Source organism: Brucella pituitosa (assembly GCF_003049685.1).
GTDB classification, from domain to species: domain Bacteria; phylum Pseudomonadota; class Alphaproteobacteria; order Rhizobiales; family Rhizobiaceae; genus Brucella; species Brucella pituitosa.
In genome coordinates this window covers 242502-256718 of sequence record NZ_PYSY02000003.1, presented here as the reverse complement: position 1 = coordinate 256718, position 14217 = coordinate 242502, and the positions used below count along the sequence as shown (strand labels likewise).

Here is a 14217-nt window from a genome sequence, read left to right as displayed (position 1 = left end):
TTCAGTATTTGAAACCAGACATCGATGATGTGAATGGCCCGGATATCCGGGCCATTCTATCTATTCAGGCTTCTGCGAGCCTTTCTTCTTGTTACGCCAGGGTGCGTTCTTCTGCCAGTCACCGGCCATGATCGAGCCATAGGGGATGACCTCGTCGACGATCTCGGCCAGTCCGTATTCACTGATCTGCGCCTTGACCTGTGCAGCGTTCTTATAAGCGCCGGGGAGTTCCGAAACATCTGCGTTCCCACTAAAGAAGCGAACATCAAGCCCCCTCGTTTCCTTTGCCAGAATATCGGCAATGTTGTTGGGGCTTAGTCCGCGGGAATCTGCTCCATATTCCGCAGCGAGCTGACGCAGATGCGCAGTTCTGGAGAAGTTGCGGCCAGCACCGTGCGGCGAAAAGCCGAGACCATGGGCCGCGTTTGAACCCCTGACGATGAGGATCGGTTCCGCCATGTTGAGCGGAATGATCGTGAGGTCGGTTGCATCGTGAGCCCATCCGTCGAAGGCCGGTGTTGCTCCCTTGCCGTGGTAAAAGAAACCGTCAGATTTCCGGAAAACAAAATTATGCTCGTTCCAGAAACGGTCAGCAATTTTCGCGCCAAGTTTGGACACAGCCATATCGTGAATGGCGAAATGGTTCTCCTTTGTCCACTGACGGACAATCTGCAGTGCTTCCCAGTAATGTTCTCCTTCTTCGCTTTCAGCTGGAATCCAGGCATTTTGCTTAAGCGTTTCAGGCGAAAGCAGTTCGCGGAAACGATTGGCGATCTTCATACCGCGATCGTAAAGCCGGGCACCGGGCGCCCGCGAACCGTGATGGGTCACGAGAGCGGTCTCGCCGGTTGACTTCATCTGTCCGACATAAGCGAAATGATTGCCGTCACCTTGCGTTGCAAAATGTTCGATTGCCACACATGCGATCTGGTTCAGATACGGGTTCGCTTCAAAAGCTGTAAGCGTTGCATCGGATGGCTTGAGCTGAGCGCCGCGAGCCCGCCCGCCCGGCCCGAAATGCGTCACAGCATGAACGGCGTCGAGCAGTTCGTGCGGCGCCACCCCTGGCAGAATGGAGATCGCCATGGAACAGCAAATATCAGCCGAGTGCATTCCAGGATGGATCGCTTCGGAGGCCACGACACCCCCAACCGGGATCGTACCGATCGCCCCGGATGGGCAAGCGTCGGGCATGATCGCGGCCGCGCGAATACCGGGCGTGCGCGAGAGTTCACGCATGGTTGCGCTGACATTTTCGACATTCGTCTGTTCAGCGGCATTTTCCGCCCGGATATTCATGTGAATGTCTATATCGCCGACTCCCTTCAGCGGTAGTTTCGGAGCAGGCTGATAGGCCATCGCGGCCGCAAGTGCTGCCTCACGCGATCCGCCGTCACGCAGAACGTCATTTCCGGCATCGAGTGCGTCACGAAACCATTTGCCCTGCAGTAAACCTGCATCGATCAGATCCTGACCGCTGAGTGTCTTAATCATTGTCTTTCCTGCTTTTGCAGTCCTTCTTAATTGTCATTGTTTCAAAGATTAACCCTTCACCGAGGCGAGGGGGACAGTCTTGCATTTCGCGAAAATGCATTTGTGAAGACGGACAGCGGCGACAAGGATGGGCAAAACCCGGATGGCCCCGCTCGTGCCAGAGAGCGTGTTGCAAAGGAGGAGTCGAACCTGCCAGACCACCCAAAGGTGCGCTGTAGTTCTACCCGGCATTCGCAACTGCCCGTCTTCGACCTGGCGACCAATTTTTGAGAAACCTCCTCTCTTGCGAGAGTGCAGAATTTGAATCTGCTCGCCTTGCGGCTTTCCCGATGTAGTTCCTCAGGCATTCGCCAGATATTTGAATTGCCTGCAACGACAAGAATTGGTGAAACGCCTGCTCTACCGCTGAGCTACGGGTCCATAAGGAAGGAGAACCCGGCAGGATTCGAACCTGCGACCTGGAGAGTAACAATCTGTAGTTTCGACCGGCATTCGTTGCAGTACTCGCGCCGCTTTCCCGGCGCGAGTATTCTCTTTATTGAAGCTCGATAGCTTCGATCTCTTGCAGCCAGGCCTCAGGACCACTTTCGCCATTGGCAAAAGCTGCAATCACGTCGAAGACCGCATCTGAGAAACCGCCTATATTGAGCACGTCGTTTCGGCTGTGCGCCTGCGTCGTCTGGTATGGCTGGATATCGAGACACACCAGCCTTGCAGCCGAATTGAGCCTCTTTATCCGCGCCCATTCCTGCATCTTCGCCGACGGGCTGCCATAATACGACTGCTCTACCCAGGACTGGTTATCCGAGATGAACACCACCAGGTCGACCTTTGCCCGCTCATTGGCAAGTTTTGCCAGAGGTGCAGCGCAGTTGGTGCCGCCACCGCCGATGTTTGCCAGCTTCTCAGCATTGGTCATGACCGAGTCACGTCGGTTCAGACGAACGTCGACGACGTGATATTCGAACGGCATAACCCGGGCATTCGGGTTTCGCTGCAGGAACGCAGCCGTCATCATGCCGGCCACGTCGACGCAACGAACGACCGAGGTTGCACCATTGCGATAACCGGTGACGCTTGAGCCCATCGAACCGGAAACGTCCGGGCAAAGAACCACCCGGCCGTCAAGCACCGGTACATTGGCCAGAGCCGCGTCCATTGCCTGTTGAAGCGCATCGTGAACCTCTTCCGGTACTGCTGCCGATGCCGCTTTCCATGTCGTCATCAACTGGTATGGAAAAACTCTGGCTTTGCGTACGGCTTCCGGATTCGAAAGACGACTGGCAACTTCCTTTGTCATCCCCTCAACTTCAAACACACCCTTGCGTGCAAAAGTGTTCAGGTTCTGACGAACCATTTGCCAGCTTCCATTGCATGCGATCTCGACCCAATGCTCACGTGTCAGCGGAAGCGAGGTCAGGAGCTGAAACGGAACGTTCGGCACCGGTTTCGACAAATTGCGCCGAAACTCTTCCAGAGCTTTCACTTCGACGGGCAGCGCTGCGTAGTCGTATGGTTTGCCGATTATCCACGCGTATAATGCTTTGCGTTCTTCGTTTGCCGGTTTCGGATGGACCATTTTGACGACGTCTGCCAGAGACGGGTTGCTACCGACCATGGCGTTGAGAAGCTGGCGCGTGCTGGCTGCTTCGAGCCATGCCTGCACCATTTTCTTTGGCCTTGTTCCAAGCGACTTGCGTCCTATTGCGCCTGAGCGCATGACCTGCACGAAGCCGCGCAGCATCTTGCCACTCTTCACTGCCTGCGGGAATGCAGCAGCAAATGCGTTGCTTTGGAGGGTCGAAAGGAGTGCCAGCAGCGTGACCGGCATGTCTTTCATGAGGCCTTTTTGCGCAGCATAAACGGCGAGCTTGGCCAGAAATTCTGGCTCGACCTGGGAACTGAGTTCATGCAGGGCATTCACTTGCGTTTCGCCATCAGCATAAAACGTTCCGTTGAAAGTTCCGGTAACTGCGAGCTGAGCCAGAGCTTCCTTCGGTGTCAGCTTATATGCAGGGGCGCCAGCTTCGTTCACGATGTTTGTCGATGGAAGCAGCTTGCCTAGATAAGTTCTGAAGATCGCCTTGTTCACCATGGCATCACCTTTTCGAATGTTCGTTGCCCTTTACAATCCAAGAAGCGTGCCAGTTTGCGAAGCTGCAGTAAAAAATAGCTAATAAAATTCATAAGGCATTGAAAAAGATAGCAAATAAAATTCCGAAAAATTCAGCAGTCGTTTGTTGAGTAAAGAACGGGATTGGCATATTCTATCTATCTGTAGAAGATTTTATATAAAAAGATAAAATGAAAAAACGCGTCGCCTTCAGCATTCTCGGCACAACCCTCGATGTGGGCAAGTGGGACAAACGATGGTCGCGCTGGAGGCCGAATGTTGCGCTTTGCCAGCAGCAAGGCCTGTTCATCGATCGTGTCGAACTGTTGCACGACAATCATTCCGAAACGCTCGCAAAGCGCATTATCGGCGATATCGGCACGGTATCACCGGCAACAGAGGTCAACTGCAACATCGTCAATTATACCAACGCCTGGGATTTCTCGGAGGTCTATACCAAGCTTCGCGATTTTGCCCGCGATTATCCTTTCGATCCGGATGCTGAAGATTACCTGGTGAACATCACCACTGGCACACACGTCGCGCAAATATGCTGGTTCCTGCTGACCGAAGCGCGCATCATCCCGGCACGCCTTTTGCAGCTTTCCCCACCGCGCTATAAAGACTCCGATCCAGATGCTGAAACTGATGTTGCTGGCACGCATAGCATCATCGATCTCGATCTCTCTCGCTACGATGAGATTGCAAAACGCTTCGCATCCGAGCGCGAGGATGCTGCAACTTTCCTGAAATCGGGAATTGTCACACGCAACGCGGCCTTCAACCGGATGATCGATCAGATCGAGCGTGTGGTTATCCGCTCCACCGCGCCTGTATTGCTGACGGGGGCAACGGGTGCGGGTAAATCGCAACTGGCGCGTCGCATCTACGATCTGAAAAGGGCACAACACAAGGTTAGTGGACCTTTTGTGGAGGTGAATTGTGCAACCTTACGTGGGGATCAGGCGATGTCCACATTATTTGGCCATGCAAAAGGTGCGTTCACCGGAGCCATAGGAGAGCGTGCCGGCCTTCTCAAATCGGCAGACAAGGGCGTGTTGTTTCTCGATGAGATTGGCGATCTTGGTCTTGATGAACAGGCGATGTGTTTGAGAGCCATTGAGGACAAGCGCTTTCTGCCCGTCGGCTCGGACAAGGAAGCCTCGGCAGAGTTTCAGCTGATCGCCGGTACCAATCGCGATCTGGGCGACGATGTTCAGGCCGGGCGTTTCCGCGAGGATCTCTATGCCCGTCTCAATCTCTGGACGTTTCAATTGCCAGCCTTGCGCGAACGCCCCGAGGACATCGAACCGAATGTCGACTTTGAGCTAAAACGCTATCTGGAAAGAGAAGGGCAGAACGTAACCTTCAATAAGGAAGCCCGCCAATATTATCTTGACTTCGCAACCGGTTCCCAGGGCCAGTGGCATGCCAACTTTCGGGATCTGTCCGCTTCGATTACCCGCATGGCTACTCTCGCGCCACAGGGACGCATTACGGCTGATGAGGTCAAAGACGAAATTACCAGACTCTCGCGGCTGTGGCGGCCAAAAGCAGGCGAGGAGCTCGATCACGGGATTATCCAAACTGTAATGGGCATAGAGGCTGCCGGTAAGCTTGACCTTTTCGATAAGGCGCAACTCTCCGCAGTCTTGAAAACCTGCGGAGAGAGCCAATCGGCTAGTGCGGCCGGACGCGTTCTCTTTACCCAATCGCGGCAGGAAAAGAAAAGCGCCAACGACGCAGATCGCCTGATCAAGTATCTGGCGAGGTTCGGCTTGGGCTTTGAAGAAGTGAGAGCGCGGCTGCGCGGCGCGAGCGCGCCTTAATGGCGGATATATATTTGTTGAAGTCGGAAAAATCCGTTGCGTTAGCAATGCCAAAAATACGCGATGCTAACGAGAATGATAAGTCAATAATGTATTTTCGGTTGGAGATGCGCTCGAATGGCAGATACCCCTCTACTAAACCTTTTTTCTGGAGTCTTCAGAGGAAGCGGCTGGAGTAATCTTACAAAACCCGTCGTGGTGCTGGATGGCCAGGCCGAGGAATGGCGGAAAGATAGATTTTTTTCTGGCAGCTTTGCGTATATCGTTGGAGCTAACGAAAATAATTTTGAAGAATTGTGCGGAGCCTTGTCTGCTAGGGTCGTCGTTTTTTATGAAATGCGGGTTTCTGCTCTGTCTAGCCTTCAAGAAATCTCTGGGCTGGAGCACCTTGCAATCAATTGGAACAACAAAGTGACCGACTTGTCTCCGTTGTCATACCTCAGTTGCCTCAAGACATTGTCACTGATCGATACACCAAAGGCGACTGACATTTCCCCCCTTTCTACTCTTCAAGAACTTTGTGCTTTCGAATTCTCAGGCGCGCCAACCCTTTCAAATAAAAATACGGCTAAATCACTTGAGCCTTTAGTCGCACTGACCCGACTCGAAGAGCTGCGGTTGACGAATCTCAAAGTCGAAGAAGATGGCCTACGTCCCATTGCCAAATGCCGTGGTTTGAAAAGGCTATCTGTAGCCAACACTTTTGACACAGAAGACTATGCGTTTCTCGCGGCCAAAATGCCAAACACAGTATGCCGTCATTTCAACGCTACTGTTCAAGTCCAAGGTGACGCTATCAAACGAGGCATTGACACTATGGTCGTAGGTCGCAGAAAGCCCTTCTTGAGCTCGCGAGAAGATGCTGGCCGCATTGCGGTGTACGAAGCGGCGTTTGCTAAGCTAAAGGCAAAGCATTCTGTGTGAAAGGATCAGATCGTCTTCCTGTGTCGGCTACGTCAATTCAGCCATCGTTCGAATGGAAGGCATGTTCTGATCCTGATCTCCGCGGCCGGTATTGCGATCTACTATATCTGGAGCGCTGAACTGACACAGAAGTATGGTCTGATGCCTGTCGCGGCCTGGAACATGCTGGTCGGGCTTATGACTGTATTGCCGCTTGCTGGCTGGGAAATGTCCGGGCAACCGTTCAATATCACAAATGAACTCCTGGCAGTTATCATCTACCTCGGCGTCGTGGTCACCGTGATTGGCCTGATCCTGTGGCTCTATTTGCTGAAGACGATCCCCGCGCGTATCGCGGCAAGTGTGCAATATCTACAACCAGTATTCGGCATCAGTGCCAGCGCCTTTCTGTTTGGTGACAAACTCGGGCTATTGTTCGCGGTGGGCGCCGCCCTCGTTCTTGCCGGGCTTGGCGTCAATGGCAGAACGCAACAGGCTGGTTTGCTGAAGTCGGCATTGTCGAACTCCGACTCCAATTCACGCATAAGCCGAACCTCCGCAGCGCGGCCTTCCTCTTCACCGCGCGACGATCAGTCCGTACACGGGCTTTCATTTTGCAACTGGCATCGCGCATCATGCTGACATCCTGCCAATATCTGTCCATTATCAATTGGTTCGAACGGTTTTCGGATCCCGCGCGGGCGCGCATGTCAAGAATCGGAACCGTGTGGTTTTGTTGATGACGTTTGCGTATGTCACGATCTGGGACGGCCTTGGAGAAGCGTGATCGTTGAATCAGGCTGCTGCCTTTCTTACGCGACGCAGAGCCGAGACCTGGAGCAGCGCGAACAGTGCTACAGCCAGCGCCTGTGCGACGACAAAGGTGACGCCGAACATGTTCGGCTCAATCACGCCGGCGACAAGGATGACGAAACTGGCAAGCACCCACGCCGCATTCAACAGCACGATATCGAAAAGCAGGATGCGCGAAGCGCTCTCGCGCCGCGCCACCACAATAAGCAACGCCACGAAGGGAAACAGCATCACGCCCGCCCAGAACAGCAGCGGAACTGGCATGTTGAGGAATGGTCCAAGCAGCGCTGCCCCCGCCGCCATCAGCAGGGCGGCTGCGCCGGAAACCGCGGCATCGAACCGAAGGGTAGTTTTTAGGAAGGGATTCATTGAAATGGTCATGATCTTTCTCCGTTGGCTGGAACCTGAGCCGGCCGCTCCAAGGCCGCGCCGACCAGATGGAAGGAAAGATGACCGCGAACGCAGCCGTTGGCGATTGCGTGCCGGGTAATAGGAAATCGGTGTTTCGGCGTATAGATTTCGATGATCGAAACCACCAGCCGGAGAAATGACGATGAACATCATGCAGACGGGCGTGGGGGCGCTGATAAGGGAATGGCGGCAGCGCCGCCGCATGAGCCAGCTCGGGCTCGCGCTGGAGGCCGAGATTTCACAGCGCCACCTGAGTTTCGTGGAAAGCGGGCGCTCCGCACCCTCGCGCGAGATGGTGCTGCGACTGGCCAACCAGCTCTCGGTGCCGTTGCGCCAGCGCAACCGCATGCTGGTGGCAGCTGGATTCGCGCCGATCTATGGCGAAAGGGCACTGGACGACCCCGCGCTCAAGCCCGCGCTGACGGCGGTTGAGATGGTGCTGAAGGGGCATGAGCCCTACCCGGCCATCGCCATTGACAAGGGCTGGAACATGGTGCTGGCGAACGCAGCGATCGCGCTGCTTCTCGATGGCGTGGAGGAGCCCGCGCTGCTCAGCCATCCGGTTAACGTGCTCCGGCTCAGCCTGCATCCGAAAGGGCTGGCACCACGCATCGCTAACCTCGACGAATGGAGTGCACATTTGATCGAGCGCCTGAGAATGCAGATCGATGCAACGGCTGATCCTGCACTGGAAGCACTTGAGAAGGAGCTTTCCGTTTATCCCGGCCTACCGCGCGGCAACGGCCGACCTTATGCTGCGGCCGCTAACATTGCCGTACCTCTGCGGCTCAGGATCGACGGCGAGTTGCTATCCTTCATCAGCACCATCACTGTGTTCGGCACGCCGCTCGACGCCACGCTTTCCGAACTGGCGGTTGAATCCTTCTTTCCGGCGGACGCTGAGACTGGTGAGGTCTTGCGCCGGTTGGCCGCAAGGTCGTAGTAACCTCGGATCCATGTGTCTGTAGAGACGATGTACGTCGATCATAGAGTGCATGCTTCGGCGATCGACAGGCTGTTTTCGTAGAGGCGGTGTCGGGTGATCCGGCCCTGCACGACAGTGAGATGGAGCGCGAAAGGCCCGTCGAAGGATTTTTCTGTCATGCGTACGGTTCCTGAGATATGCCCCATCAGAACAGCGTCACTGCCATCGACCAGAAACGTGTCGATAGAGGCACGCGCATGCTCGGCTACGGTATATTCCATCAATTCTGTGAATTGAGCTGCACATTCGGCAGCGGTTGACCGCTTCCGAATCCATGGAACGACGGGATTTTGCGCGAGCTGCCAGTCAACCTCATCGGCGAAGAGCGCGACCAGCCGTTCCGTATCCCCGGCCAGCCTGGCGGCAAGGAATTCCTGCACCACGGCGCGTGTAGCGTCAGCAACCGAATTCACTTCGGCGGGTGCATGATCAATAGGCATCGATGTGACTGTCATCATAGTCTCCTTTGCTTCAACGCTATCCAGGCGAGAGCACCTCGTGGAGACGATACTGCCATAGCAAGGGAAGGCGGACGATTACCCCGGAGATAATGACGCGCAGAAATGAACCAAACGACAGGTTAGTTACAAGGTAGGCTTTCATCCGCGACCACGGAAACTGGACCGAAGGCTTGGGGCCTTGAGGCTGCAGGAATTGAACTATGCTTGGGTGGTCAAGCCGGAGGTCATCGCTTCTCTCTTGGGAACGAAAATAAATCCATGAGCCATCCTTTTGTAGGAATGTGGGTGACCGCAGACGGGTACATCCGTCACGAACTATTGCCAAACGGTCGCTATGTCGAGGACTGCAGCAGCCGTGAGAGAGCGTACTCAGGTCGTTACGAATTGACAGAAAAGCATATCGAGTATTGGGATGACAACTGGGTTCATGGCTGACGGCAATTTCGTCGACGGCGTACTCTACCATGCTGGAATGATTTTGAAACGACAGTAACGGTGGTGGCGGGGGCTTTTCCGCAGTCCCGAAATCCTCGTACCACCTCTCTCGAAACACGAAGTTTTGGAAAAGTTACCTCAAGTGCATCATGCCGTTCGTGAGGCTACCTGATTACGCTGGTTCCTGCAAAAGAGAGGCGAAGACCTCTGCAGGGGTATTAAATCCAAGGCACCTGCGTGGGGTTGCGTTGAAATTATGGGCGAGGGCGGTCAACTGCGCCTGGTTGACCTGTGTCAGATCAGTATCGCCGGGCAAATACCGCCGAATGCGCTTAGTGATTTTCTCAGTCGCCCCTATTTGCCATGGAGAGTTGGGATCGCAATACCAGCTTCTTGCTCCAATTCCATTCTCCAGAGCCCGGTAACCCAAAAAACTTGGAACCGCGATCAAAGGGGGCCTTCGCCACCCCTTTGGAAACCAGCGTCTCACCTTTCCCTCGCTCCTTTCCAGGCCATTCTATCGACCTCAGCGCAACGTCACGTCCGAAGGCTTCGGGCGTGACGTGTACGCTTAAGAGTCGATCAGACAATGGCTGTTCGGGACGAAGGAATGCTCTCTCGCCTCCGTCGGAGATCGAACAAGGGAATGCCTGTCGTCTATGCTAAACTTTGGCTGATTTCTGCGGCGGATCCGAACGAAATGCTTCGTGCATTATCGGGTATGGAATCGGATATATGGGCGACCCACTTATGAGTGACGTTATCGACCTTTTCCATGACGCGATCCTGTTTTGTGGGCTTATAGCGCGGATTGGACAACTGCGGTTCACAGCTTTGACAAATGTTTGACGTCGATATGGATGTAGCCAAGATCGTATTCGCGAAAGCGGCCTTGTCCTTTGACCGGGCGGGTCGATGGTTTTGCAGGGCGCCGGTTCAAACCTTCAGCTTTCAGCACACGATAGATGTTGTCGCGGTTGAGATGCGGCAGAAAGTGGCGAAGAACGAAGGTCAGGTCATCCAGTGGAAAGCCGGTCGCGCGTCGCACTGCGCAGATGATGACCCGTTCCTCCTCCGTTACGCGCCATGGCAAACGTTTTGACCGGCTCGAACGGTCCTGGACAGCATGCTCTCCCCGTTTGCGCCATTTGCGCACTGTTTCATCGCTGATGCCATAACGTCTGGCGACGACACTTGTCGGCTCCGTTGATCGAGCAATCTCTGTTCGTACTGCTGGGGTTGTTCGTGCTTGAGGATGGATTGCATCATCTCAAAGGCTCTCGCTCATCATGGGTTCTAAACGCCAAGCATTCTCCGCGATAGCCCAACCTACAACATCCCAATGATTTTCTGCAACCAGACAGCTAGCTCTCTTCCACAAACACCTCGTCGCGCTTCTTGCGTATCGATGGAAGTAGAACGACCACCAGAACCGCTGCGGCTATTGTCAGCAGAATTGCGCTGATTGGCCGGGTGATGAAGGTTGCCGGGTCGCCCCGTGACAGGATCATGGCGCGACGTAAATGCTCCTCCAATAACGGGCCAAGAACGAAGCCGAGCAGCAGCGGAGCGGGTTCGCAACGCAGTTTGGCCAGCAGGTAGCCGATCAAGCCGAAGAAGGCGACCGCGTAGAGATCGTAGACATTGGAATTAACGCTATAAACTCCGATGGAACAAAACGTCATGATGATTGGGAACAGCACATAATAAGGTACCGTTAGAAGCTTCACCCAAAGACCGATCAGCGGCAGGTTCAGGACTATAAGCATGAGATTGCCGATCCACATCGATGCGATCACACCCCAGAATAAGGCGGGCTGTTCGGCTGCCACATTTGGGCCGGGTACAATACCTTGAATAATCATAGCGCCGATCATCAATGCCATGACCGGATTGGCTGGAATGCCGAGCGTCAGCATGGGGATGAAAGATGTCTGTGCACCCGCATTGTTGGCGGATTCGGGTCCTGCAACGCCCGCGATCGCGCCTTTGCCGAATTCCTCCGGCGTTTTAGAAATGCGTTTTTCAACCGTGTAGGAAGCGAACGAGGCGAGAATGGCACCGCCGCCAGGCAAGATGCCAAGCGCCGAGCCGATGACGGTTCCGCGCAAGATTGGAGCTGCCATACGCTTGAAATCGTCTTGTGTCGGCATCAGCCCTGTGACCTTCGCCATCAGCACTTCGCGCGAATGTTCGCTTTCAAGATTGCGAAGGATTTCGGCAATGCCGAACACGCCGACCGCAACGGCCACGAAATTGAGGCCGTCGGCATATTCCGTGATGCCAAGGGTGAAACGCGGCGCGCCGGTGTAGATATCCGTACCGACAAGACCAAGCAGAAGTCCCAGAACGACCATCGCCAAAGCTTTGATGATTGAACCGTGCGCCAACGCTACGGACGAAACCAAACCCACGACCATCAGCGAGAAATATTCGGCCGAGCCGAATTTCAGGGCGATTTCAGTCAGCGGCGGAGCAAAGACCGCGACCAGAAAGGTGGAGACAGTCCCGGCGAAGAATGATCCGATTGCCGCAATCGCCAGTGCCGCACCCGCACGCCCACGGCGGGCCATTTGGTAACCGTCGATGGCGGTCACGGCGGATGAGGATTCGCCGGGCATGTTGATGAGAATAGCGGTTGTCGAACCGCCATACTGGGCGCCGTAATAGATGCCAGCAAGCATGATCAGTGCGGAAACCGGATCACCGATCTGAAACGTGACCGGAAGAAGCATGGCGATAGTGGCCGTGGCGCCGATGCCAGGCAGGACGCCGATCAATGTGCCGAGCAGCACCCCGATCAGGCAAAAGCCGAGATTGGCAAGCGTTGATGCGGTCGAAAAGCCAAGCGCGAGATTGCTGAAAAGTTCCATGCTCGTGCCCCTTAGAATGGCCACCACGGCCCGAAACGCTGATAGGGCAGCGCGAGCGCGTAGCTGAACACAATGACGGAGAAAATCGTGACCGCAGCAGCAAGAATGATGGCTGCGAGAGGTTTCATGCGCATTGAGGCGAAAGAGGCGATGAGGCACGTCAGGAACAGCGATGGTACGAAACCGAGGCCGCGCACGGTTAGGCCGAAGAATATCGGGGCAGGCAGAATGAAGAAAAGGCCGCGCCATGCAATTGGGCCCATGGGCTCGCCGGAGACCCGTGTGGCTTGTATAAGGATAACCAGTCCAAGCAGGATCAGGACACCGGACAGGACAAGCGGGAAATATCCCGGTCCCATTCGAAGCGATGTACCTAAGTCCAGACCCAGCGACTGATAGGCAAAAAAGGCGCCGGTCAGTGCGAGAAGGGCGCCGCACAATCCATTGGGCGGATCGATTGAGAGTTTCCGCGAAGGCTCGTTCATGGGCCCATCATCTTTCGGATTTGCCGTTGAAAGGGCTATGCCGGTGGTTCGGCATATGAAATCGGTCGTGTATCCGGCGGCTGTGACTTCGACGCGCAGACGCGAATATCGACAATCGAAGCGCGTTAGAAAACACGCCGCGATTGCTTGCAATATCATTAGTCAGCGTATTGTCCGGCAGCCTCGATAATCGGTTTCCAGCGGGTGACTTCGGCTTCGAGCTTGGCCTTCAATGCGGCTGGCGTTGCATCGGATTCCGACGACGGCTTCGTGCCGAGTTCAGCGAAACGGGCAACCACGTTTTGATCTTGCAGGGCCAGCTGAAGCGATTTCGACAGTCGCTCGGTAATGTCCGCCGGTGTTCCCTTTGGTGCATAAATGCCGTGCCAGATACCCACTTCCATGCCGTCCAGACCCGCTTCCTTGGTTGTTGGAAGGTCTTTCAACACGCCCAGACGTTCGGAGGATGTCACAGCATAGGCCTTGATCGTGCCTGCCTGAATCTGCTTGGTTGTGTTGGTCGTCTGATCGCACATGATATCGACCTGTCCGCCGAGCAGATCAGTCATAGCCGGGCCTGTTCCTTTGTAAGGAACTGTGACGAGCGGCGTTTCAATAGCGCTCATGAAAAGCATGCCACAAAGATGCGATGCTGCACCGATACCTGCATTGGCGACTGTCACGGTGTCCTTGTTGGCCTTGGCGTAATCGGTCAGTCCCTTCAGATCGGTCGGTTCGAGATCCTTGCGCGCAACAATGGTCATCGGAACTTCCGTGACGAGGCCGACATATTCGAAGGCATTCAGCGTGTCATAGGCGAGCTTGCGGTAGAGCGTAGCGCTTGTGGCCATGCCGATATGATGCAGCAGAAGCGTATAACCATCCGGATCGGCGGTTGCGACACGCCCTGCACCAAGTGTTCCACCCGCGCCGCCGACATTTTCGACAATGACCTGTTGTCCAAGATCCTTGGACATGGATTCCGCGACGAGTCGCGTTACAGTGTCTGTAGGTCCACCAGCAGCGAATGGCACGACCATGGTTATCGTTCGTTCCGGATAATTTTGTGCTTGTGCGGTGAAAGCCGCAGTGGAAATAGCAAGTGTTGTCGCCAGAGTGGCGATGAGTTTCATCATAGTGTCCTCCCAGACTATGTTGCGACGGGCGAGCCCGCATTATGAATTTAGTTCCCTACGCCTCTGCGAGCGCTTCGGGCAATCAGATACGATATTATTCAGTCACTGCAATGAAATGCTTATGCACTGAGCTTTCTTGTGAATTGGCACAACTGTCATTTCTTTTTAGAGAGAATGTAGATGCATCCGGCCGAATTGCCAATGCCTGAGCTTCGTTGAAAAACAAATACTACCAACGTCTGTAGTTGAGCGTCTGATTATGTTGAGGCTTACCCAAAA

At 54.7% G+C, this 14217-nt stretch carries 11 protein-coding genes and 3 pseudogenes; 5 read left to right on the top strand and 9 right to left on the bottom strand.

Annotated elements, in window-relative coordinates:
• Nucleotides 1-60 precede the first annotated feature (60 nt).
• Together C9380_RS21485 and C9380_RS21480 are read right to left on the bottom strand one after the other, a co-directional pair.
• Nucleotides 61-1494, bottom strand: a complete 1434-nt coding sequence (locus C9380_RS21485) for an RtcB family protein (RefSeq protein WP_128094607.1) — start codon at nt 1492-1494, stop codon at nt 61-63.
• Nucleotides 1495-2029: 535 nt separating this feature from the next.
• Entirely contained in the window at nt 2030-3589 is a 1560-nt protein-coding gene (locus C9380_RS21480; RefSeq protein ID WP_128094606.1) for a TROVE domain-containing protein, read from the bottom strand.
• Nucleotides 3590-3798: 209 nt separating this feature from the next.
• Between C9380_RS21480 and rtcR the strand changes: the two genes are divergently transcribed.
• From rtcR to C9380_RS21465, 3 genes are all read left to right on the top strand, one after another.
• Nucleotides 3799-5436: an RNA repair transcriptional activator RtcR gene (rtcR, locus tag C9380_RS21475; protein WP_128094605.1), complete on the top strand. Its 1638-nt coding sequence runs from the start codon at nt 3799-3801 to the stop codon at nt 5434-5436.
• Nucleotides 5437-5553: 117 nt separating this feature from the next.
• The gene (locus C9380_RS21470) at nt 5554-6360 is read left to right on the top strand and encodes a leucine-rich repeat domain-containing protein (protein ID WP_128094604.1); all 807 of its coding nucleotides are present in this window, start codon (nt 5554-5556) and stop codon (nt 6358-6360) included.
• A 9-nt stretch (nt 6361-6369) separates the two neighbouring features.
• The gene (locus C9380_RS21465; RefSeq protein WP_353954655.1) at nt 6370-6981 is read left to right on the top strand and encodes a DMT family transporter; all 612 of its coding nucleotides are present in this window, start codon (nt 6370-6372) and stop codon (nt 6979-6981) included.
• A 153-nt stretch (nt 6982-7134) separates the two neighbouring features.
• On the opposite strand, the gene C9380_RS21460 is transcribed toward C9380_RS21465, so the two are convergent.
• Nucleotides 7135-7533 (bottom strand): hypothetical protein, encoded by a 399-nt coding sequence (locus C9380_RS21460; protein ID WP_128094603.1) that lies wholly within the window; start codon nt 7531-7533, stop codon nt 7135-7137.
• Between the two features lie 172 nt (nt 7534-7705).
• Between C9380_RS21460 and C9380_RS21455 the strand changes: the two genes are divergently transcribed.
• Nucleotides 7706-8506 carry a helix-turn-helix domain-containing protein gene (locus C9380_RS21455; protein WP_128094602.1) on the top strand — a complete coding sequence of 267 codons (801 nt, stop codon included), beginning with the start codon at nt 7706-7708 and terminating at the stop codon, nt 8504-8506.
• 41 nt (nt 8507-8547) lie between these two features.
• On the opposite strand, the gene C9380_RS21450 is transcribed toward C9380_RS21455, so the two are convergent.
• Nucleotides 8548-9003: a nuclear transport factor 2 family protein gene (locus C9380_RS21450; protein WP_207490352.1), complete on the bottom strand. Its 456-nt coding sequence runs from the start codon at nt 9001-9003 to the stop codon at nt 8548-8550.
• A 264-nt stretch (nt 9004-9267) separates the two neighbouring features.
• Here C9380_RS21450 and C9380_RS21445 point away from each other — a divergent pair.
• Nucleotides 9268-9502, top strand: a pseudogene (locus tag C9380_RS21445) (Atu4866 domain-containing protein).
• Nucleotides 9503-9616: 114 nt separating this feature from the next.
• Here C9380_RS21445 and C9380_RS27715 read toward each other — a convergent pair.
• From C9380_RS27715 to C9380_RS21425, 5 genes and pseudogenes are all read right to left on the bottom strand, one after another.
• Nucleotides 9617-9896, bottom strand: a pseudogene (locus C9380_RS27715) (transposase); the annotation flags it as partial.
• A gap of 377 nt (nt 9897-10273) precedes the next feature.
• Nucleotides 10274-10705: pseudogene (locus C9380_RS21440) on the bottom strand (transposase family protein); the annotation flags it as partial.
• Nucleotides 10706-10808: 103 nt separating this feature from the next.
• On the bottom strand, nt 10809-12317 hold the full coding sequence (locus tag C9380_RS21435; protein ID WP_128094601.1) for a tripartite tricarboxylate transporter permease: 1509 nt from the start codon (nt 12315-12317) through the stop codon (nt 10809-10811).
• An 11-nt stretch (nt 12318-12328) separates the two neighbouring features.
• A complete protein-coding gene (locus tag C9380_RS21430; protein ID WP_100557969.1) occupies nt 12329-12802 on the bottom strand; it encodes a tripartite tricarboxylate transporter TctB family protein in 474 nt (157 codons plus the stop codon).
• Between the two features lie 158 nt (nt 12803-12960).
• The gene (locus tag C9380_RS21425) at nt 12961-13938 is read right to left on the bottom strand and encodes a tripartite tricarboxylate transporter substrate-binding protein (RefSeq protein WP_374844497.1); all 978 of its coding nucleotides are present in this window, start codon (nt 13936-13938) and stop codon (nt 12961-12963) included.
• Nucleotides 13939-14217: the final 279 nt, after the last annotated feature.